We start from the raw sequence: 22,316 nt of genomic DNA on the forward strand, positions 1-22,316 counted from the left end.
AATCATGAATATGCAACCGCAACGGACGCCCGTGCAGCCGCTGCTCTGCTGGCGCAAAGGCGTTTTTCATATCAGCACCGATCGGCAGTTGTTGGATATCGATGCGATCCAACGTTTTCTCAGCCTGCCGGATCGGGCGGCGGCCGAGCGCCTGGTGCACCACGGCCTGTGCTTTGGCCTGTACCGCAAGCGCCACCTGCTCGGCTTCGCCCGCATGGTGACCGATTACGCCACCTTCGCCTCGGTGAGCGAACTGTTCGTCAGCGCCGAATACCGCGGCGTCGGGTTGGGAAGCTGGCTGACGCGCTGCTGCCTGGCGCATCCGGCCTTGCGCGGCCTGCGCGTCACGCTGCCCGCCCTGCAAGCACCCTGGCGCGCCGATAGTTCGGCACACGCCCTGCGCGCCCTTCACTGATGAGGAGACCCCATGTCTCGTTTAGTGCTGATTTCCAACAAGCAGTGCGACGGTAAGGATCTGGCCTGCGCCGGCCAGACGCTGGCGACCGATGCCGAACCGGGGCTGTGGCTCGGCTGGAACGGCGACGTGCAGAATTTCGCGCAGCGCCCGATCAGCTGCCGGCAGCGCGCCGGTTACGATCAGGTGACCTTTCCGCTGTCGATCGAGGAGTTTCGCCGCCACTATCAGGGCTATTACCACGACGGCCTGTGGCCGGTGTTCCACAACCAGCCGGAGAAGGCGCACTTCACGCCGGAAAACTACCGCGCCTATCGGCAGCTGAACCGCCGGTTTGCCGATATCGCCTGCGAGCACCTGTGCCCCGGCGATACCGTCTGCATCGACGACTACCAGCTGCTGCCCTGCGCCCAGGCGCTGAAGGAGCAAGGGCTGCTTAACGCCTGCGCGTTTTTCTTCCACCTGCCGTTCCCGTCGGCGGCGCTGCTGCGGCGCATCCCGGAACATCGCCAGCTGATCGCCTCGCTGCTGTTCTACGATCTGATTGGCTTTACCACCACCGACGATCGCAATGCCTTTCTCAGCTGCCTGGCCGCCGAGTTCCCGCTGGAGATGCTGCCCGACGACCAGATCCAGGCCAACGGGCATATTTTCGCCACCGGCATTTTCCCCGCTGGCATCAACGGCAGGCAGGTTTATTGATTTACGGCGGCGCGCACCCTTCAGGCGCGCCGTTTTATTTCGCCGCGATTTATTTTTCCCGTCTTTATCGCCACCACAATGCGTTATTTTATTTTCCGGATATAGCGATTAAAAAATGAATATTTATCCTGTTACACATCAACCGTAAAAACCGCGCGGCGCCAATTGCTTTTTATTGGCGAAAAACATTACCCTTTCCCTGCCATATTTAAACCGAGGAGGGCCCCATGGGTGATGAAAGTTTTAGTCTTACGCTAATGCTATTGGGCGTCTTTCAGTAATGCCATCCGCGTTGCATTCTGAAAGACACGGAATGCGGCAACCGTTCCCCTTCTGACGGCCTTTCCCACTCTGCCGGCCCACCCATCGCCTCGCTGCGAAAACAACGTCTGTCTCACCGCTACAGCGGTATTTATCTGGTGTCGCCGGGCATATTCCCCGAGCGCCGACGGATTTCTTATGGGAAAAATAAGGTATTGCGTTATGCAAAATAACCGGGGTACATCTGTTTTCAGAAAGTCTTATTTAAATGACTTTATCGTTATCGCCATCGGTGTTTTTTTCATTGCCTTTTTTATTCGTGCCTGGGGTGACATGCACGGTGACTTCAATGAACAAAACGTCTCTGCCATTAGTCTTGATGCCTGGAACCTGCTTTATTATTCGCTCAGAACCAGCATGCGCTTTCTCCTCGGCATGGCCTGGTCGCTGCTGTTTTCTGTGGTATTCGCCGTGCTGGCCGCACGCTATACGCCGCTGCGCCGGGTGATCCTGCCCTTCGTCAACTTTATGGAGTCGGTGCCGCTGGTGGGGTTCCTGACCTTCACGACCGTGTATTTTCTCAACCTCTACCCGCACAGCGTGATGGGGCTGGAGTGCACCGCCATCTTCGCGGTGTTTACCGGCCAGGCCTGGAACATGATGCTGACGCTGTATCAGACGCTGCGCATCGTGCCCAAGGAGCTGGATGAAGCCGCACGCAGCTTCAATTACAACCCGTGGCAACGCTTCTGGCGGCTGGAGTTCATCTATTCGGTGCCGGGCCTGCTGTGGAACGCCATGGTGTCGCAATCCGCCGCCTGGTTCGCCCTGGTGGCCTCCGAGGCCATTCCGGTCGGCGATCGCTCGGTCGAACTGCCCGGCGTCGGCTCCTATATCGCCGAAGCGCTGGCGCAGCAGAACGTGCCGGCGATCCTGTATGCGATCGTCGCGCTGGCCGCCAACATCGTGCTGCTCGATCAGCTGGTTTTCCGCCCGCTGGTGCGCTACACCGCGCGCTTCAAATACGAAGACGTCACCGCCAATCGCCCGCTCGGCAATCCGTGGTTTTACAACAGTCTGGCCTTTTCGCACGTCGGTGCGGCGCTGGGCCACACGCTGCGCGCGCTGGCTGACCTGTGGCTGTTCAAGCTGCCGCGGCTGTGGTACGCCCTCGGCCTGCACCGCCTGTTCAGGCTCGCCGCCAAGGGGAACTGGCTGTGGCGCAGCCTGTGGTATCTCGGCGTGGTGCTGGCCTGCGTCTGGTTCGGTTACCGGCTGTGGGAATACTTCCCCAAACAGTACTTCGCCATGCTGCCGGAATGGATGTTGCTCACCACCGCGCGCGTGGCCGCGGCCATGCTGCTCAGCGTGGCGATCTTCACGCCGCTGGGGGTGTGGATCGGCATGAATCCGCGGCTGGTGAAGATCTTCCAGCCGATCATCCAGATCCTGGCGGCCATTCCGCCCAACATTTTCTACCCGCTGATCGCCGCCTTCATCGCCATTTATCATCAGGATCTGGGCTGGTGGGCCATCCCGATGATCATGCTGGGCACCCAGTGGTACGTGTTGTTTAACGTGATCGCCGGCGTTTCCGCCATTCCAACGCAGATCACCGAAGTCAGCGAAACCTTCGGGCTGCGTCGCTTCCGCTGGTGGCGCTACTACATGCTGCCGGCGATCTTCCCCTACATCGTGACGGGCATCATCTCCGCCGCCGGTGGCGCCTGGAACAGCGCCATCGCCGCCGAGGTGATCCAGTGGGGCAGCACCACCCTCAGCGCCACCGGGCTGGGCGCGTTCATTTCCGTGGTCACCGACGCCGGCAAGAACCCGGAGTCCGCGCTGGGCTGCGCCGCCATGTGCGCGCTGGTGGCGCTGTGCATCATCTTCGTCTGGCAACCGCTGTATCGCATCGCGGAAACCAAATTCAAATATGACTGATCAAGGGGGAACAACATGGTGACTCAAGAGGTAATTATCAGCTCCAGCCGGCTGAACAAGACGTTTATCGGCGAAAACAAGCGCCCCAAACCCGTGCTGCGCGACGTGACGCTGACCGCGCACGCCGGCGAGTTCGTCACCATTCTGGGGCAATCCGGCTCGGGCAAGTCCACGCTGCTGCGCATGCTGGCCGGGCTGATCCCACCGGACAGCGGCACGCTCACGCTGGCGGGCAAACCGGTCGACGGCCCGAGCGCCAACGTCGGCATGGTGTTTCAGTCCTACGCGCTCTATCCCTGGCTGACGGTGTACGACAACATCGCCTTCGGCCTGCTGGCGCAACGGCTGCCGCCGCAGACGATCGCCGAGCGGCTGGGAGCGCTGCTGCGCCTGGTGGGCCTGACCGGCTATGAGCACGCCTGGCCGCGCGAGCTCTCGGGCGGCATGCGTCAACGGGTGGGCTTCGCCCGGGCGTTGGCGGTAGAGCCCGACCTCTTGCTGCTGGACGAACCCTTCTCCGCCCTCGATATCTTTACCGCGCAAAAACTGCGGGGCGACCTGCTGGCGCTGTGGGGAGACAACCGGCTGCGCACGCGCGCCATGGTGATGGTGACGCACGACGTCGAAGAAGCGGTGCTGATGTCCGATCGGGTGCTGATCCTGGACGCAACCAGCAAACGGATCGACGACGAATTCAGCGTCAATCTCCCGCGTGCGGCGCGCAGCCGGGACAGCCTGCGGCACCTCACCGATCGGATCCGCAGCTGTCTTTACAAAAAAATCGCGCAAGCGCAATCGGCCGGTTAACGGCCCTGTTTTCATCCACTTGGGGAACTGAAATGAACCATAAAAGCGTGCTGATGACGCTGGTCATCCTGCTGCCGGCGGCCGCCACCGGCGCGGAAATCGTCAATAAAGACGGCAATAAACTGGATCTGTACGGCCAACTGAACGGCGTGCATTACTTCAGCAGCGACGCCGACAATAACGGCGACCGCTCCTATACCCGCTTCGGCTTCAAAGGCGAGACGCAGATCGGCGACGGGCTGACGGGGTATGGCCAATGGGAATATCAGGCAGGGCTCGATCAGCCGGAGAGCGCCGGGCCGGGCGACAGCTATACCCGCCTGGGCTTTGCCGGATTGACGTTCGGCCACTGGGGCAGTCTGGATTACGGCCGCAACTACGGCCTGCTGTATGACGTGGCCGGCTGGACGGACGTGCTGCCTGAATTCGGCAACGACAGCTACGAAACGGCCGACAACTTTATGACCGGCCGCGCCAACGGCCTGCTGACCTACCACAGCCGCAGCCTGGGTGGTCTGGTCGACGGCCTGGATCTCGGCCTGCAATATCAGGGGAAGAATCGGGGGGACGACGCTCAACGGGCGAAGGATATCCAGACGCAAAACGGCGATGGCTACGCCTTTTCCGCCACCTACGACACCGGCGTGGGGCTCAACGTTGGCGCCGCCTACGCCAACTCTGCGCGCACGCTGGCGCAACAGCGCTTCGGCCTGGCTGACGGCGATCGCGCCCGGGCCTGGACGCTGGGGCTGAAATACGACCAGGACAACCTCTACCTGGCGGCAAGCTACGCGCGTACCGAGAACATGACCTACGTCGACGGCGATCGCTACGCCGGCTTCGCCCCGCGCGCAGACGCCGTCGAGGCGGTCGCGCAGTATCACTTCGATTCCGGCGTCACGCCCTCGCTGGCCTACCTGCAAACGCGCGGCCGCAACCTGCCCGGCATCGGCGACGCCGATCTGGTTAAATACCTGGATCTGGCGCTGAATTACAGCTTCAACGCCAACATGTCGACCTACGTGGAGTACAAACTCAACCTGCTGCAACGGCAGAACGCCGTCGGCGCCGGCGCCGACGACATCGTCGAAACCGGCATCATGTATCAGTTCTGATCCCCATCCCGGCCGGAGGGCGCTCTCCGGCCGGTTTATTATGTGAATTTCCGCTGGCCTCTTATTCTCTCGTTTAATTCAGGTTTATATTTCCATAAAATGATGCCTATATTCATTCTCGCGCCTTCCGTTTACGCCCCGTTTAATGAATAAAGAAAATCTTTCTCGCATTCATATTAAATTACATTTTGCCGCCATAATTCGGCGTAACCACATTGAATAACAGGCTATGGCACGCGTATTATGGCCACACGAAAAATAACGGGAGAATGATATGGACGGCGACAGTTGGTTGTTTATTTTATTGTTGGAATCGCTGAGGTCACAGGAGCAATAGCCATCCCATTGCATCCTGAAAGTGTCAGGATATGAGTCAGTTATAGCATCCCTTCGCTTTACCCTTCAGCCTCTGGCCTCCGCGCATGCCGCACCGGCACGCCCGATGGGCTAACCCCTCCAGCATAAGCGTATTAACAGTCCGATAACGGTCAGGCTTATTTGCACCCGCATTTATTTTACGCCTGCCCGGCGATAAATATCGGCCCTTTTTCCATGCTCATATTTTAATTGGGTGGAGACGGATCATGATGGTAAAAAAAACCACGCTGCTGACGGTCAATAACGTCAGCAAAAGCGTTCAGCCTACCGGTAAAGAAAAACGTCTGGTGCTGAATGAAATCAATTTGCGCCTTTACGACAACGAGGTCGTCAGCATTTTGGGGCAGTCCGGCTCGGGCAAATCCACCCTGCTGCGCATTCTTTCCGGCCTGATCGCGCCGGATCTGGGCAGCGTGATGCTGGGGGATAAAAAAATCTCGGGGCCGAATCCGCAGATCAACATGGTGTTCCAGACCTTCGCCATTTTCCCGTGGCTGAACGTCTACCAAAATATCGCCTTCGGGCTGCAGGCGCAGGATCTGCCGCCGCAGGTGGTCGAAGCCCAGACGCTGAAAATGCTCGATCTGGTCGGGCTCACGCCCTACCGCGACGCCTACCCGCGCGAGCTTTCCGGCGGCATGCGCCAGCGGGTCGGCTTCGCGCGCGCGCTGGCGGTAGAACCGATGCTGCTGTTGCTGGACGAGCCGTTTTCCGCGCTGGACGTCTATACCGGCGAACACCTGCGCAGCGATCTGCTGCGTATCTGGAGCACGCGCCAGATCAAAACCCGCTCCATCGTGCTGGTCACCCACAGCGTAGAGGAGGCGGTGATGATGTCTGACCGCATCCTCCTGCTGGGCGCCGGCACCCTCGACGGCTGCTATCACATCACGCAGCGCCGCGAGGCGCGCACCCGCGAGGGGATGCAGCCGCTGACGGACAAAATCAGCGAGACGCTCAGCCGGCAGATCGCCGCCGCGCACTGAGCGCCGCCCTGGACTGGCGGGGCGGAACCCCGCCAACTTAACTACCTGTTTATCAAGAGTTACCCCACCACGGGTGGCTCATGATAAGCGGATAATACATCGAGTTATTATCATGCATTTCATTCATACACTGCTGACGCTGCTGACCGCGTCCGTCCTGGGCGCCGCCATCGGCTACGAAAGACAGTTCCGCCAGCGCACCGCCGGGCTGCGCACCAACACGCTGGTGGCCACCAGCGCGGCGATCTTCGTCCATCTGGCCATGACCATCGACGGCAGCGGCGGCGCGGTGCGCGTCATCTCCTACGTGGTCTCCGGCGTCGGCTTTCTCGGCGCCGGGGCCATCATGAAGGAAGGGATGAACATTCGCGGCCTGAACACCGCCGCCACGCTCTGGGGCTCCGCGGCGGTCGGCGCCTGCGCCGGCTGCGGCCTGTACGGCGATGCGCTGGCCGCCACGCTGTTCGTGCTCGCCGCCAATACCCTGTTGCGCCCGCTGGTCAATATGGTCAACAAACAGCCCTTCAATGACCTTAACGGCGAATCCACCTACCAGATTTGCGTCATTGCCTTCGAGCATGAGCAGCGTGAGGCGCTGGCCAAATTCAAACAGGTGCTGCAAGGGGAAAACTGCTTTATCTCGCATCTGGATATCGAACCCTTTGGCGACGACGACGTGGAGATCACCGCCACGCTGATGCCGGCCTCCGTCACCACGCCGGTGCTCGACCAGACCATCAATAAATTGCTGAACGACAGCATGATGAAACAGGCCTATTACAGCCGCATCGCCGGCTCCGGCTGATGCCTTTCACTTCCAGGGAGATCAACCATGAAAACCATGCCAAAGCTGGCGCATCTGACGATGTTCAAGGACATTGTCCACTGTGGAAGCTTGCACGAGGCCGCGAAAAAGCTGGCCATCTCGCAGCCGACGCTCAGCCGGGTGCTGAAAGAGCTGGAAATGACCATCGGTGCGCGGCTGCTGGAGCGCAGCAACCGCGGCGTGCGCCTGACGGCGGTCGGCGAGCTGTTTTACCGGCGGATAGACGCCGCCACCAATCAGTTGCTCAACGCGTTTGACGAACTGCGCGGCCTGAGCGCTGACGGCGAGAAGCGCCTGCGGGTGGGGATGAGCGTCGATCCGCTGCTCTGCTATCTGCCTCAGGTGCTCGAAGGCTTCAACCGCCGCTACCCGCATACCCGGGTGACGGTGGTGGAGGACGGCCCGGAAGGCCTGCTGGCCCGGCTGCGAAACTGCGAGCTGGATTTGGCGGTCAGCAGCCTGAACGGCGCGGCGGGCGGCGCCGATCTGGCCATGCAGGCGCTGAAAAGCGAGCGCTTCTCGCTCTATCAGGGAGGCGATCTTACCGCAGCCGGGCAGCCGCCGGCCGAGGCCAAATGGGTGGTGCCGCGCTCCTGCTCGGTGGGGCATGCCGCCATCCGCGAGATCGCCGAACGCTACACGCCGCACGGCCAGATCGTCGAGACCGACTCCTTTCTGGCGACCTGGTGCCTGGTCAGGCAGCAAGGCTATATCGCGCTGCTGAGCGATCGGGTGGTCGCGCACTACGCCCCGCAGCTGCACCTGCAGAAAATCCCGACGCAGGAGATAGACATCAGCGCGCGCTTTTACGTCTTTACCCGCCATGAGCCGGCGACGCCGCCGCTCAGCGCCGCGTTTATCCACCTGCTGCAGACCATGCAGACGGCCTGAGGAGACAGGCCGTCGCCCGCCGGCGGCCGAATCTCTTCTCCAGATCGCCAACCGCTTACCCCGCCAATCCAACCGTTCACCCGGCGGATCTGACCGCTGACCGAAATACGCCTGTCTTCCCCCCTCACCCCCGGCGATGATGAGCTGTTCCTAAACCCGCCTTACCTCGGGAAAGACGCTACGGCTCGCCGCGCCACTCTGACATCTCTTACAAGCGGATGAGTTCATTCATATTTTGCAGACTGGAATTAAGGATACCTCATGAAACGAGAGGGGATTTTAAAGCACATTCCGTGGATGCTGCTGGGGATACTCGGCGCAGCCTGCCTCGGCGTGGTGGCGCTGCGCCGCGGCGAACACATCAGCGCGCTGTGGATCGTCGTCGCTTCGGTGGCGGTGTATCTGGTGGCCTACCGCTACTACAGCCTGTACATCGCCACCAAAGTGATGAAGCTGGACGCCGGCCGCGCCACCCCGGCGGTGGTCAACAACGACGGCTTGAACTACGTGCCGACCAACAAGAACGTGCTGTTCGGCCACCACTTCGCCGCCATCGCCGGCGCCGGGCCGCTGGTGGGGCCGGTGCTGGCCGCGCAGGTCGGCTACCTGCCCGGCACGCTGTGGCTGCTGGGCGGCGTGGTGCTGGCGGGGGCGGTGCAGGACTTTATGGTGCTGTTCATCTCCTCGCGCCGCAACGGCGCCTCGCTCGGTGAGATCATCAAAAAAGAGATGGGGCCGATACCGGGCACCATCGCGCTGTTCGGCTGCTTCCTGATCATGATCATCATCCTGGCGGTGCTGGCGCTGATCGTGGTGAAAGCGCTGGCGGAAAGCCCGTGGGGCGTGTTCACCGTCTGCTCCACCGTGCCAATCGCGCTGTTTATGGGCATCTACATGCGCTACCTGCGCCCCGGCCGCGTGGGTGAAGTGTCAGTCATCGGCATCGTGCTGCTGGTGGCCGCCATCTGGTTCGGCGGCGTGGTGGCGCACGACCCGTACTGGGGCCCGGCGCTGACCTTTAAAGACACCACCATCACCTTCACGCTGATCGGCTACGCGTTCGTCTCCGCCCTGCTGCCGGTGTGGCTGATCCTGGCGCCGCGCGACTACCTGGCCACCTTCCTGAAGATCGGCGTGATCGTCGGGCTGGCGATCGGCATCGTGATCCTCAACCCTGAGCTGAAAATGCCGGCGGTCACCCAGTTCGTCGACGGCACCGGCCCGGTGTGGAAAGGCACCCTGTTCCCGTTCCTGTTCATCACCATCGCCTGCGGCGCGGTCTCCGGCTTCCATGCGCTGATCGCCTCCGGCACCACGCCGAAGCTGTTGGCCAATGAGACCGACGCGCGCTTTATCGGCTACGGCGCGATGCTGATGGAGTCCTTCGTCGCCATCATGGCGTTGGTGGCGGCTTCCATCATCGAGCCGGGCCTGTACTTCGCCATGAACACCCCGCCGGCGGCGCTGGGCATCACCATGCCGGATCTGCACCGCCTGGGCACCGAAGACGCGCCGATGATCATGGCTTCGCTGAAGGACGTCACCGTGCACGCGGCAGCGGCGGTCAGTTCCTGGGGCTTCGTCATCAGCCCGGAACAGATCCTGCAGACCGCCACCGACATCGGCGAACCTTCGGTGCTGAACCGCGCCGGCGGCGCGCCAACGCTGGCGGTGGGTATCGCCCACGTGTTCCACCAGATCATTCCGGGCGCCAACATGGGCTTCTGGTACCACTTCGGCATTCTGTTCGAGGCGCTGTTCATCCTGACCGCGCTGGACGCCGGCACCCGCTCCGGCCGCTTTATGCTGCAGGATCTGCTGGGCAACTTCGTGCCGTTCCTGAAGAAAACCGACTCGCTGGTGGCCGGCATCGTCGGCACCGCCGGCTGCGTCGGGCTGTGGGGCTACCTGCTGTATCAGGGCGTGGTGGATCCGCTCGGCGGCGTGAAGAGCCTGTGGCCGCTGTTCGGCATCTCCAACCAGATGCTGGCCGCCGTGGCGCTGGTGCTGGGCACCGTGGTGCTGATTAAGATGAAGCGCGCGCAATACATCTGGGTGACCGTGCTGCCGGCGGTGTGGCTGCTGATCTGCACCACCTACGCGCTGGGGCTGAAGCTGTTCAGCGACAACCCGCAGCTGGAAGGCTTCTTCTTCCTGGCCGGCGAGTACAAACGCAAGATCGCCGAAGGCGGCGCCGAGCTGAGCGCCCAGCAGATCGCCAACATGAACCACATCGTGGTGAACAACTACACCAACGCCGGGCTGAGCATTCTGTTCCTGCTGGTGGTGTACAGCATCATCTTCTATGGGGTGAAAACCGCGCTGGCGGCGCACAAGAACCCGAAACGCACCGACCAGGAAACGCCTTACGTGCCGGTGCCGCAGGCCGCGCCCGCCGACGGCGTAACTGAGGGGGAGGTCAAAGTTTCGACCCAGCATTGATGTGATTTAACGGATACCCTGCATAATGAAATCAGTTATGCAGTACCGACATGAAAGCTAACCGCTACCCAAAGGATTTCGGGCCGCAGCAAGGCGGCAAGTGAGCGAATCCCCAGGAGCTTACTCAAGTAAGTGACTGGGGTTCGGGAGTGCAGCCAACACCGCTGCGGTTCGAAAGACGAAGGGTAAGCAGGGTATTTGGGAGTAAGAAACTATGTTCGGAAATCTCGGCCAGGCGGGGAAGTACCTCGGGCAGGCGGCGCGCATGTTGGTGGGCGTGCCTGACTACGATACCTACGTCCAGCACATGAAAGACAACCACCCGGACAAGCCGGTGATGACCTATAAAGAATTTTTCCGCGAGCGCCAGCAAGCGCGCTACGGCGGCGACGGCAAAGGCGGCATGCGCTGCTGTTAACCCGCAGTCACAAGGACCCGTATGAAACCCATCGCAGTCACCATCCTGACCGGCTTTTTGGGCGCCGGCAAAACCACCCTGCTGCGCCACATCTTGAACGCCGAACACGGCTATAAAATCGCGGTTATCGAGAACGAGTTCGGCGAAGTGCCGATCGACGACGCGCTGATCGGCGATCGCGCCAGCCGCATCACCACCTTGAGCAACGGCTGCATCTGCTGCAGCAAATCCAACGAACTGGCGGACGCGCTGCTGGATCTGCTGGACGGCGCCGACAGCGGCCAGCTGGCGTTCGACCGGCTGATCATCGAATGCACCGGCATGGCCGATCCCGGCCCGATTACCCAGACTTTTTTCTCGCACGAGATCCTGTGCGAGCGCTTCCTGCTGGACGGCATCATCACCCTGGTGGACGCGGCGCACGCCGACCAACAGCTGAGCCAGTTCAGCATCGCCCAGGCGCAGGTGGGCTACGCCGACCGCCTCCTGCTGACCAAAACCGACGTGGCGCCGGACTGCGAAGCGCTGATGCAGCGGCTGCAGCGGATGAACGCCCGCGCGCCGGTCTACCAGGTGACGCACGGCGATATCGATCTGAGCGTGCTGTTCGACATCGAAGGCTTTACGCTGAACGACAAGCTCAACCTGACGCCATCCGCCCCGCTGTTCCGCCGCATCCCGCAGCCGCAGAGCGACATCCGCTCAATTGTGGTGACGCTGGAACGGCCGCTGCCGCTGATGCAAATCTCCGACGTGATGGAAGGCCTGCTGCTGGAATACGCCGACAACCTGCTGCGCTACAAAGGCATTCTGTCTATCGAAGACGAGCCGCGCCGCCTGCTGTTCCAGGGCGTGCAGCGGCTGTATAACGCCGACTGGGATCGGGAGTGGCTGCCTGAGGAAGATCGCAAGAGTACGTTGGTATTCATCGGCGTGGATCTGCCGGAGGAGGAGATTCGAGGAAGGATTGGGGCGTTGGGGTAAGATAAACCATTCCCCAGACCAACGCGGCCCCTATCCGACAAACTCAAGGATGAACGATGGCAAACAACGTGATGCTAGTAGCATTAAAGGCGCTTAACCTGTGCGCGAGCACTTATATCGTCATCAAACTGAGCACGGTATTAGCCATCGGCATCATGTTCCTTATTGTCTCTTACGCCGGCGTGGGGGACGTTGGGCTGTCCAATCTCCTCGCCGGGGCGCTCATCATCCTGCCGCTGTTGGTCGTCGTCGGCGGAACACTTATCGTCTGCGCCGTCGCCGCCTATCTCAACCTTAAGGCGCCCTATCGTAAAAAAGCGCTGTTCTTTAGCCTGCTGCTGGGCAGCATCTCTGCGGCTGGCCTGCTGTTGCCCTACACGCGCGAGTTCGCGCTATCCACGGCAGCCGCCAGCGCCCTGGCGTTGGGCAGCGCGCTGGGGATTTTTGCTTTGTCGAAGGGACGGGTTCAAGCGTTGTAGCACCTGAAAAAGGCGGGTACGCGATTATGTCTTTCCCCAATACGGCCCCGCCGCCACCGACTCGCGCTCGATCAGGCTGGCCGGGAAGCTGGGGCGCTTGCTCAGCTCGCCGCAGTTAAACATCGATAGCTGGTTTAACCGGCCCCAACTATCTCCTCTACTCTTCTTGCCGCCGCACCGCCGCAGGGTGCCGGTTGCTGGCCAGATTGATGCCCAGCAGCAGCACGGCCAAAGCGGCCGCCAACGCGAAGGAAAAACGGTAGCCCAGGCTGGCGGTCATCCCCACCATCAGCATATTGCTGACCATTTCCCCGATATCGCGCGAGCTTTGCACCATGGTCATGTCTGTGCCCGCCTGATCGCCCTGCGCAGCGAACTGCATGCCGGCAGTCATGATAGCGACCGAGGTCACTCCGGAAGCCAGCGCGCCTCCCATCACCGCGGCGATCACGCCGCCGGATTGCAGACCCCAGTTGGCCATCGCCAGCCAGCACAGCGAGGCGCACAGCGCACAACCCAGGCCAACCGCGAACGCCTTCCACACCCCGAGCCGGCTCACCAGCCAGGCGCCGCCACCGCACCCGAGCACCAGCGTCACCATGCCGCCGGCCATGCCGATCTGGCCGACCTGCGCCGGCGTCCAACCGTGATCGGTTAAAAACAGCTTGGCCAACCCGAAGCCGGATACCGCGGTCACCGCCGACAGCAGCGTGAGCGTCAGCAACCGCGCCGCGCCGCGACGGCGCAGCGTGCGCAGCAGGCTGGCCGGACGCGAATCGGCGCGTTCGGGCGGCAGATCGGCGTGTTGTCGGAAGCGGCCAATCGCCAGCAGGCTGACGGCAGGGAAGATCGCCATCGCCAGCAGCGCACCCTGCACGCCTACCCGGGCACTCAGCATCATCATGCCCGCCCCGCCGACGAAGAAGCCGCTCATCACCCCGGCGATTTGAATGGCATTGACGCGCGACAGCAACTCACCGCTGACGTGTTCCGCCGCCATGCCATCAGTGGCGATATCCTGCGTAGCGCTGGCCAGCGACGCGACGGCCAGCAGCGCGACGCACAGCCCTGCCGCCGCCGCGGAAATGCCGACCGCGCTGAGCAGGATCAGGCACAGCGTCACCACGCACTGCAGCGGAATAATCCAACTGCGGCGGCGTCCGAAGCGTGGCGACCAGTGATTATCCACCAGCGGCGCCCAAAGAAACTTCACCACCCAGGGCAACCCCACCAGCGGCAAAAACGCCAGCGCCTGCAGGCTGGCGCCGTCATGGCGCAGCAGGGTCGGCAACGCATCCATGGCGATGCCGATCGGGATGCCCTGACTAAAATAGAGCAGCCCCAGGGTCAGCACCAGATGCCGATGTTGCAATAGTTGTCGCATGTTTTACTCCAATTGGCGCGGCCAGGCACCGCGCGATTGCCATAACAAGGAGCCGGCGGCGAACAGGGCCGCACTGACCAACAATAAAGCGCTGTCCAGCCAGTACAGGCCGGGGCCGGCGCTGAGCATATGGCCGAGCGCCGCCACCAGCAGCGCCGTACCGCTGGCCATTCCGCTGAGGAACAATAACCACCCCGGCCAAACTCGCCACGCCAACAGCGCCACCGCGCCCCACATTCCCCAAAACAGCCAGGCGGCAGGGAACGCCGCCAGCGGCCGGGCGGCCAACAGCAGACTTCCCGCCACCGTCAGACCACAGCAGACGCCGGTGATAAAGCGCGCGGCACGGCGCTGCGGCTGCCGTAGGCACCACAATCCCAGCCCGCTCAGCGCCAGCGTCGCTGCGCCGAACCCGGCCAAAAAATGCAGCGCGCTCACCGCCGCCGCCGCCCGCGGCAACCAGGCGTATTGGCCATAGTGCAGCGGCTGAACGGCGATGAACGCGCGCGTCCATGGCCCCTGATGAGCGGCGCTGCGCCGCATCAGCGCCGGCTGCTCGCCGCTGCCGAAACGAAATTGCTCGAACAGCGCGCTGCTGGGAATACCGCGAGTGACGCCGCCCACCGCCAGCAATGCACCATCCGGCGCGCGCTGCAGGGTTTGCGGCGTAAATTCCGGTGCCTGGCGCCGCAGCGCCGCCATCGTCTGCGCAAGAGTACGCCCGGCGTCAGGCAAGGGCGGTGCAGGTTGCGCACCGCCCATCAGCTGCGCCATCACCCGCTGCGGCGCACCGGGGCTGACGCGGTCGGCCAGCAGCACAGTACCGAGCGCGCCGAGGCCGGATAACGCGCCGGTCAAAGCGAACATCACCAGCCACGGATAGCACCAAAGCCCCAACAGATTGTGTAGATCGAACAGCAGCACCCGCAGCCCCTGACGCCGCCGCAGCTGCAACAGCTGGCGCAGCCGTCGACCATGCAGCGCAATCCCGCTGATCAGCAGCAAAGCGAACGCGATGCCGAACAAACTGAGAAACACCCGACCGGGAAAGCCGAGAAACAGGTTCTTGTGCAGCGTCACCAACAGCGTGGTAGGTGCCGTCAGGCTGACCAGCCGCCCGCTGACGGCGCTCAGCGCGAGGGCGCAGTCGTCCGGGGCGCGGCAAAAGCGAATCACCGGATAACGCGCGCTCGGCAGCATGACGTAAGGCGCCGCGCCGTCTTCACCGTAGGCTTTCGCGTCGTCCAGCAGCTGCGCCAACGGCCGTTGCTCGCCGCTCATCGTCACGCCGTTCCACCACAGCGAGAAGCTGTCGCCGGCCAGGCTCCAGCAGCCGGTGAACAGGACCACGAACAGCGCGCAGCCGAACAACGCGCCGCAGCCCCGATGCAGCGACGCCAAAGCCCGTCGCGCGACGGCGTTCATCGCCACGCCTCCAGCAGCGCCAGCGGCAGCGGCCACCACAACCAGGCGCGCAGCAGCGTGCGACGCCAGTCCGGCGCCAGCAGGCTATACGTCAGCAACGCGATGCCGCCGAACAACGCCAGAAACAGCGCGCCGTAAAGCCGATCGAGCGGGTCGGCCGAGGGATAGCCGCGCGCCAACAGCAGCGCCAGGGTAACGCCCCCCATGGCGCTGCCGAGGCACGCCGCCCATACGCGCATATTCATCAAAACTCGGCCTTGACGGTGAACATCAGGTTGCGCGGTTCACCGTAACGGTTGTTCCACTGCGGCGAGAAAAGCCCGGCGTAGTAGCGGCGATCGAACAGATTGTTGACGTTGAGCGCCGCCGACCAGGTCTCGTCGATGCGATACCCCAGCCGTGCGTTGACCAGCGCATAGCCGCCCTGGCGCAGCGTCGTCGCGCCATTGGCGCTGCTGAACGCGCTCTGCGCCTGGATGCCGCCGCCGATGCTCCACTTGCGCTGATCCCACGGCAGGTCGTAATCGCTCCACAGCCGCAGCATATGACGCGGCGTCAGGCTGTTGTAGGCGCGCCCCTGGTTGCCGGCGTCGCGGGTGTAGCGCGTGTCGGTATAGGTGTAGCCGAGCGTGACGTCCCACCATGGCGTGAGGTATCCGCGCCCTTCCAGCTCGAGGCCTTCACTGCGAGCCTTGCCGCCGCTGATATACCAGGTATCGAAACCGCCGCCCGGGTGATCGGGATCCACCTGCGGGTTGTTCTCCAGATCGATGCGGAACGCCGCGGCCGAGAGGTTGAGCGCGCCATTCATCAGCGACGCCTTCACCCCGCTTTCCAACGTGCGGCCCTCCACCGGCTTAAGCATCTGCCCGCTCCAGGTTTTGCCGCTCTGCGGCTGAAACACCGTGGCGTAGCTGGCATACCACGACCAGTCTTTGGCGAAATCCCAGATCAGGCCGCCGTAGGGGGTCAGACGCGCGTTCTCTTCCAGAGTGTCGCTGGGCGAACGCAGTTGCCACCAGCTTTCGCGCGCGCCGGCCACCAGCGTCAGCGGCTCCGCCAGTTTAATGCGGCCCATGCCGTACACCCCGTGCTGAACGGTTTTGGTCGACCCCGGCGAGCTGTAAGCGCCGATCGCTGGCTTCGGCACGCCGTGCGGATCCCAGCGGTAGACGTTCACCGGCACCTGAAACACCGAATCAAACCGTGCGGTGAACTGTTCTTCTTCGGCATGGGTGTAGCTGGCGCCGACGACCAGCTCGTGCCGCAACCCCCAGGCGTCGATCTTGCCGTTCAGGCTGGCGTCCAGCCCCAGCTGCTGATTGCGAAAACGATAGGCGCCGCCCATCAGCGCCGCGCCGTCGCCGGTGGCCGGATCGACGTTGCCCCAGGCGCCGGCATACAGCAGGCGAGACTTGGCGTGCAGATAGTCGCCGCTCAGCTTGGCCTGCCAGTCGTCGTTCAGCCGATGCTCCACCGCAGCGAACAGCCGCGTGGTGTCCCATTTGAAGCGATCCCAGTCCACGTCCAGATAGGTGCTGCGCGGCAGGTGCAGATCGCTGCCGTCTTTCCCCATCGGCACCCCGGCCATATTGGTGACGGAATCGATGGTTTGGTACTGCGCGCCGACACGCAGCAGGGTATCCGGCGTCAGATCGGCGTCGACGGTGGCATACAGCAAACGGGTTTTCTGATCCGAGACGCGATAGAAATAATCGCGATCTTCCCATGCCATCACCGCACGGCCGCGCACGCTGCCCGACGCGTTCAGCGGGCCGCCCACGTCCGCTTCGCCGCGATACTGATTCCAGCTCCCGGCGCTGGCGGTAAACTGCGCGCGGTTTTGCGCCAGTCCGTGCTTGCGCACCATGTTGACCGTGGCCGCCGGGTTGCCGAGCCCGTGCAGCAGGCCGTTGGAGCCGCGCAGGATCTCCACCCGCTCATACACCGCCATGTCCTGCGGCGAGCTGGCGGTATTGCCCAGCAGCGTCGGCACGCCGTCCAGTTCGAACGAATCGATCTTGAAGCCGCGCGCATACCACGCGGTGGTCAGCAACACGAAGGGGGCGCTGGTGACGCCGGTGGCGCGCGTCATCACCGCATCCAGCGATGTGAGATTCTGCTGCTCCATCTGCTGGCGATCGATCACGCTGACCGACTGGGCCACTTCACGCGGTTTCAGCGGGATTTTCCCCAGCGTGGTGACGCCGGGAGCCACATAGTCATCCCGCGCCGCCGCGCCGGCGGTCACGGTGAGGGTATCTTCTTTTACGTCCGTTTTGGCCGGCGCATCCTGCGCCAGCGCCCCGGTGCCGCACAGCGCGCACAGCAACGCGCCGCGGCGCATCGCGGCCGCCACTGGTGAGAGGTGAATGAGTCGCATGTTTTTCCCTGGTTGTTATTGTTAAATGATAATCGTTATCAATCTAACAAAACGGCCGCCGCGACTTTTTCGATTGCCGGAGTTTCTCTATCGATCGCCGGTCATTTTCGCCTGGCAGAAACGGGCGAACCAGCCCCCCGCCTCGCGCAGCGCATCCGGGCTGCCCGCCGCCGTCAGCCGCCCGCCTTCCAGTACCCACACTCGATCCGCCCGACAGGCCAACGCGGGATCGTGGGTGACGACGACCCGCGTGCCGGGCCAGCCGGCCAGCAGGGCCGCCACGCGCTCGGCGTTGCGCAGATCCAGACTGGCGCCCGGTTCGTCCAACAACAATCGTGGCGCCCCCTGCAGCAGCGTGCGCGCCAGGCACAGCCGTTGCTTCTGCCCGCCGGAGAAACGATCGCCGTCGCTGCCGACCTCTTCTTCCAGCACGTCGGGCGGCAGATCCAGCGCCGCCAACAGCGCCAGCAGACGCTCATCGCCGATATCCGTTCGCCCCTGGGTCAGATTCCAGCGCACGCTGCCGCGCAGCAGGCGATTGTCTTGCCACATCACGCCGCGACCGCCCGCCAATTGCCGCGCCGACAGCGCGCGCACGTCACGGCCGCCGTAGAACACCCGCCCCGCCGTCGGATCCTGCGTGCGCGCCATCAGGCTCAGCAGGCTGCTTTTGCCGGCGCCCGAAGGGCCGACGATCGCCAACATCTCTCCGGCGGCACAGGCTCCGCCTATTTCCCGCAGCCGCCAGCCGCCGTGCGCCGCCGCCAGGCTCAGCGCCTCAAGCGCGATGCCGTCGTCCTGCGGCGCCGCGCCGTCCCGTTCCGGCAGCGGCAACGCGGGCGACGCCAGCGCCTGCCGCAGTTGCGCCCACGCGCTCTTCAACTGACGCAGCGCCTGATCGAGGTGAGAAAGCTGAAGCAACGGCTCCAACAAGCGGGCCAGGACAATCATCAGCGCCAGCCATTGGGCGACGTTCAGGCGCTGCGCCAGCACCTCATGGGCACCGAACCACAATGCCGCCAACAGCGTCAGCTGCAGCCCGGCGCTGAACAACAGGTGATATGGCAAGCTTTGGCGCAGCAGCGCGGCGTGCGCCCGATGATGGTCATCCAACCGTTGCGTCAACGCCTCGGCGGCGGCCGCCTGCCCGTAGCCGAAGCGCAGCAATGCCTGATGACGGGCAAACTGCATCAGCGCCCCTTCAATACTCTGATTGGCCTCTCCAAGCTCTCGCTCTCGCCGGTGCAGCCGGGCCGCCGAACCGCGCAACACCAGCATCAACAGCACGCAGGCCGCCAGCAGCATCAGCGCCACTCCCGGGCTCAGGCAGGCCAGCCCGGCGATCAGCGCCAGCGGCGTGACGACCGCGCCAACCAACGGCGCCAGCAGGTGCGCGGGTGCCGACATCGTCTGACCGATGGCCCCGGCCAACAGACCCGGTGCCTGCTCCTGCGGCGACAGCGCGCGCGGCAGACGGCGGAACAGCGCCCGCAGCAACGAGCTCATCACCGCGCCGCCGGCGAAGAAACCGCGGGAGGCCGCCGCATACTGCACCGCCAGCAAGAGAGGCGTAGCCAGCGCCAGCAGCCCTAGCCAATGGCCGGGATTTTGCTGCCAGTTCGCCACCGCTGCCGCCAGCAGCAAGGCGCAGACGCCATCCAACGCGGCGGCCAGCGCCATCAGCAACAGCGCCGGGGCCAACGCTTTCACCAACTCAAACTTCATCGTCCGCCTCCTGGCGCTCGGCCAACGCCGCCAACAATGCCGGATGATCCGCCATCTCGGCGGGCGTGCCGACCGCCAGCAACCGCCCCTCCGCCAGCACCGCCACCCGATCGGCGCGGCGGCACAGTTCCGCGTCGTGCGTTGCCACCAGCCGGGTGGCGGGCAGCTGCGCCAGCGCCGTCAGAATGCGTTCGCGATTTTGCTGATCCTGCGCCGAAGTCGGTTCGTCGGCCAACAGCAGCGGCCGCCGCGCCAGCAACGCCCGGGCGATGGCGAGACACTGCGCCTCCCCGCCGGAAAGCGAAGGCGTATCGTCCAACCTATCCTGCAAACGCGCCGCCAGCCCCAGCGCGGCCAGCACGCGCCGCAGCTGCGCATCGTCGGCCCCGTCGACGAACAGCGTCAGGTTGTCGCGCAGCGACATCGCCGGCGGCGTATTCTCCTGCGGCACCACGGCCACCATCTGATTGAATGCCTGCGCCGAGAACGCGTCGGCGAGCACGCCGTCGAGCGATACCGTTCCGCTATCCGGCTCGCTATAACGGGCGATCAACCGCAGCAGCGTGCTTTTACCGCTGCCCGACGCCCCGACAATCGCCAGCCATTCCCCCGGTTCGACGGCCAGATTGACGCCCTGCAGCAACCAGCGTTCGTCCTGCCGGCAACCGAGATCGCTCAGCTGCAGCGCCGCCCCCTGCGGCGCCGAAGCGATCGTCGAGCGCCCTCCCCAGCGTATTTCGGGATGCGCCAGCAGCGCCCGAATGCGGCCGGCGGCCAGCGTCGCCGCACGCAATGCATCGCCGCCGTGCCCCATCGCCATCACCGGTTGCGCCACGCTGCGCAACAGCAACACGAACAGCGCCAGCTCCGCCAGCGTGAGATTGGGCACCAGCCAGCGGGCGCCGAGCAACAGCCAACCGGCCGACAGCGCGGCGCTGAGCAGTAATTGGGTCACGGCGCCGAGCGCGCCGATACGCCGCAGCCAACGGTGAAAGGCGGCGAGAAAGCCCCGCAGGCTCTGCCGCGCACGCGCTTCGATGCCCGCACCGGGAAACTGGCGCGCCAACAGCGGATGCGCCGCCAGCTGCCGATAATCGTCGTTCAACTGCCGAAACGCCCGATCGCGTTGTTCAAACGCCGGCCGCAGGCGCGGCGAACGGATGACGCGAAACAGCAGCGCGGCCGCCAGCAAAGGTATCAGCGCGAACAGCAGCAGCGGCCACTGCACCGCCGCCAGCAGCGCCAGCGCGCAGCCGGGTACCACGGCCAGCTGCACCAACTCCGCCGGCGCATGGGCCACCAGCTGATGCAGCGCCTGAATGTCCTGCGACAGCGCCCGGGCGGCGCCGCTCTCGCCCTGCCGCACAAACCAGTTCAGCGGCAGACGCGCCAGCTTGGCGGCCAATTGGCTGCGCAGCCGATGACACAAACGCGCGTCGAGCAGATGAGTGAGGTGCAGCGCCAGCGTTTGGGCGAACAGCCACAGCGCCAGGCCACCGGCGGCGACGCCAAGCCAGAAGGGATAGGCCGCCGGATCGGCGTCCACCAGCCGGGCGATCGCCAGCCAGGGAAACAGCGAACTGACGCCGGCCAGCGCCTGCAGCGCCAGCGCGGAATACAGCATGATGCGGAAAGGACGCGTCAGCGCCCGCAGGTCACTCAGCATGAGATCCTCCACAGCAAAGGCGCTTACTGTAGCCAAAAGCGGCGGACGTCCTCATCCGTAAAGGCTTTCGCCGGCGAGACTTTTTCTTTCGATTGCGTGGCTAACGCTTTTTGACGTCGCAGGGCATGACGCCGAAACGCTTGCGGAAGGCGACGGAGAAGTGCGCCGGCGTATAACCCACCTGCCAGGCGACGGTGGAAACGTGCAGATCCTGCTCGCTCAGCAAGCGCCAAGCGGTTTGCAGCCGGTGCTCCTGCAGCAGGCCGAATACGCTGGCGCCAAACAGCTGGCGGAACCCTTGCGTGAGTTTGCGGGTGTTCAACCCGGCGCGCTGAGCCAGTTGATCCAGGCTCGGCGGCTGCTCCATCTCCGCCAACAGGATTTCGCGCGCCAGCTGCAGGCGCGCCACATCGCGCGCGGCCAGGTGCACGCCAACAGACGGCGCGGCAGCGCTGCGGTTCCAGCATTGATGCAGGCAATGCGCCGCCAGCTCGTTGGCCCTGGCGCTGAACCACAGCCCGCGCTGCGACTCGTGCAGCGGGCAGGCGAACAGTTGCCGGGCCTGGCCGATCAGCGCTGCCGGCGCTGCCAGCGGCACCAATTGCGCATGCCGCCGCCCATCGAGGCCGGGCGGCAGACGGACATCGTTCTGTTCCAGCCAGGCGGCGGAGAACTGCAGCAGGGTGTAATCGAGCGGTTCGCCGGCCTGGAACAGGTTGTTCAACACGAAGTCGTCCCGCCCGGCGGCCAGCAACAGCGAAGGGCCGTTCAGCTCCACCTGCGGCCCCGTTCCGCTTTCACAGCGCAGACGCCCGCGGCGGATCACCACGATCTTCAGCCCCGCGCGGTGGGGTTCATCCAGCTCGATGTCGACATCGGCGGCCAACACGCCGCGCCGCGCACGCAGCATGTCCGACAGCGCATAGTCCTGTGCTTGCTGATGATATTCCTGCAGTAACCGCTGGGGGGACGTAGACATGTTCGCCCTGCCTGTGAATGATGACGCCGACCGTCGACGAGGTTTTTGATAGTGATTCTCATTAGCAATATAAGGCCGGCCGTCGGGTTTGTCTATTGAGGCGCGG

The 22,316-nt window shown here is 63.8% G+C and carries 19 protein-coding genes; 12 read left to right on the forward strand and 7 right to left on the reverse strand.

The window, feature by feature from the left end; translation table 11 throughout:
• Positions 1-4 precede the first annotated feature (4 nt).
• The 12 genes from ACJ8HB_RS11455 (at position 5) to ACJ8HB_RS11510 (ending at position 12,648) form a co-directional block, all read left to right on the forward strand.
• Positions 5-415 (forward strand): GNAT family N-acetyltransferase, encoded by a 411-nt coding sequence (locus tag ACJ8HB_RS11455; RefSeq protein WP_060427272.1) that lies wholly within the window; start codon positions 5-7, stop codon positions 413-415.
• A 12-nt stretch (positions 416-427) separates the two neighbouring features.
• Complete coding sequence (locus ACJ8HB_RS11460) at positions 428-1,117, forward strand: trehalose-6-phosphate synthase (protein WP_033652815.1); 690 nt, start codon at positions 428-430, stop codon at positions 1,115-1,117.
• Between the two features lie 678 nt (positions 1,118-1,795).
• Positions 1,796-3,322, forward strand: a complete 1,527-nt coding sequence (locus ACJ8HB_RS11465; RefSeq protein ID WP_094859862.1) for an ABC transporter permease subunit — start codon at positions 1,796-1,798, stop codon at positions 3,320-3,322.
• Between the two features lie 15 nt (positions 3,323-3,337).
• Positions 3,338-4,129, forward strand: coding sequence for an ABC transporter ATP-binding protein (locus ACJ8HB_RS11470; protein WP_094859863.1), 792 nt, complete (start codon positions 3,338-3,340; stop codon positions 4,127-4,129).
• A gap of 32 nt (positions 4,130-4,161) precedes the next feature.
• A complete protein-coding gene (locus ACJ8HB_RS11475; RefSeq protein WP_060427275.1) occupies positions 4,162-5,244 on the forward strand; it encodes a porin in 1,083 nt (360 codons plus the stop codon).
• 584 nt (positions 5,245-5,828) lie between these two features.
• Positions 5,829-6,608 (forward strand): ABC transporter ATP-binding protein, encoded by a 780-nt coding sequence (locus ACJ8HB_RS11480; RefSeq protein ID WP_047569511.1) that lies wholly within the window; start codon positions 5,829-5,831, stop codon positions 6,606-6,608.
• Positions 6,609-6,720: 112 nt separating this feature from the next.
• Complete coding sequence (locus ACJ8HB_RS11485; RefSeq protein WP_047569513.1) at positions 6,721-7,413, forward strand: MgtC/SapB family protein; 693 nt, start codon at positions 6,721-6,723, stop codon at positions 7,411-7,413.
• Positions 7,414-7,440: 27 nt separating this feature from the next.
• Positions 7,441-8,325, forward strand: a complete 885-nt coding sequence (locus ACJ8HB_RS11490) for a LysR family transcriptional regulator (RefSeq protein ID WP_047569515.1) — start codon at positions 7,441-7,443, stop codon at positions 8,323-8,325.
• A 261-nt stretch (positions 8,326-8,586) separates the two neighbouring features.
• Positions 8,587-10,767 (forward strand): carbon starvation CstA family protein, encoded by a 2,181-nt coding sequence (locus tag ACJ8HB_RS11495; protein WP_047569518.1) that lies wholly within the window; start codon positions 8,587-8,589, stop codon positions 10,765-10,767.
• A 214-nt stretch (positions 10,768-10,981) separates the two neighbouring features.
• Positions 10,982-11,185, forward strand: a complete 204-nt coding sequence (locus tag ACJ8HB_RS11500) for a YbdD/YjiX family protein (protein ID WP_004953088.1) — start codon at positions 10,982-10,984, stop codon at positions 11,183-11,185.
• Between the two features lie 21 nt (positions 11,186-11,206).
• Positions 11,207-12,169 (forward strand): GTPase, encoded by a 963-nt coding sequence (gene yjiA, locus ACJ8HB_RS11505; protein ID WP_047569524.1) that lies wholly within the window; start codon positions 11,207-11,209, stop codon positions 12,167-12,169.
• Between the two features lie 56 nt (positions 12,170-12,225).
• On the forward strand, positions 12,226-12,648 hold the full coding sequence (locus tag ACJ8HB_RS11510) for a hypothetical protein (protein ID WP_047569526.1): 423 nt from the start codon (positions 12,226-12,228) through the stop codon (positions 12,646-12,648).
• Between the two features lie 157 nt (positions 12,649-12,805).
• Here ACJ8HB_RS11510 and ACJ8HB_RS11515 read toward each other — a convergent pair whose 3' ends face one another.
• The 7 genes from ACJ8HB_RS11515 to ACJ8HB_RS11545 all read right to left on the reverse strand — a co-directional run bounded on the left by ACJ8HB_RS11515 (position 12,806) and on the right by ACJ8HB_RS11545 (position 22,210).
• Positions 12,806-14,032 carry a RhtX/FptX family siderophore transporter gene (locus ACJ8HB_RS11515; RefSeq protein WP_041037719.1) on the reverse strand — a complete coding sequence of 409 codons (1,227 nt, stop codon included), beginning with the start codon at positions 14,030-14,032 and terminating at the stop codon, positions 12,806-12,808.
• A gap of 3 nt (positions 14,033-14,035) precedes the next feature.
• Complete coding sequence (locus tag ACJ8HB_RS11520; RefSeq protein WP_052133463.1) at positions 14,036-15,457, reverse strand: PepSY-associated TM helix domain-containing protein; 1,422 nt, start codon at positions 15,455-15,457, stop codon at positions 14,036-14,038.
• Positions 15,454-15,702: a hypothetical protein gene (locus ACJ8HB_RS11525; RefSeq protein WP_033652804.1), complete on the reverse strand. Its 249-nt coding sequence runs from the start codon at positions 15,700-15,702 to the stop codon at positions 15,454-15,456. Before ACJ8HB_RS11525 ends, ACJ8HB_RS11520 begins: the two co-directional genes overlap by 4 nt.
• Entirely contained in the window at positions 15,702-17,840 is a 2,139-nt protein-coding gene (locus tag ACJ8HB_RS11530) for a TonB-dependent siderophore receptor (protein WP_193145599.1), read from the reverse strand. Before ACJ8HB_RS11530 ends, ACJ8HB_RS11525 begins: the two co-directional genes overlap by 1 nt.
• Positions 17,841-17,927: 87 nt before the next feature.
• Positions 17,928-19,565, reverse strand: coding sequence for an ATP-binding cassette domain-containing protein (locus ACJ8HB_RS11535; protein ID WP_060422626.1), 1,638 nt, complete (start codon positions 19,563-19,565; stop codon positions 17,928-17,930).
• On the reverse strand, positions 19,555-21,231 hold the full coding sequence (locus ACJ8HB_RS11540) for an ATP-binding cassette domain-containing protein (RefSeq protein ID WP_094859864.1): 1,677 nt from the start codon (positions 21,229-21,231) through the stop codon (positions 19,555-19,557). The genes ACJ8HB_RS11535 and ACJ8HB_RS11540 overlap by 11 nt, the downstream gene beginning before the upstream one ends.
• 100 nt (positions 21,232-21,331) lie before the next feature.
• The gene (locus ACJ8HB_RS11545) at positions 21,332-22,210 is read right to left on the reverse strand and encodes a helix-turn-helix transcriptional regulator (RefSeq protein WP_047569528.1); all 879 of its coding nucleotides are present in this window, start codon (positions 22,208-22,210) and stop codon (positions 21,332-21,334) included.
• Between the last annotated feature and the right edge of the window lie 106 nt (positions 22,211-22,316).

It is taken from the genome of Serratia sp. CY27727 (genome assembly GCF_052169275.1).
Taxonomy (GTDB): Bacteria; Pseudomonadota; Gammaproteobacteria; order Enterobacterales; family Enterobacteriaceae; genus Serratia; species Serratia sarumanii.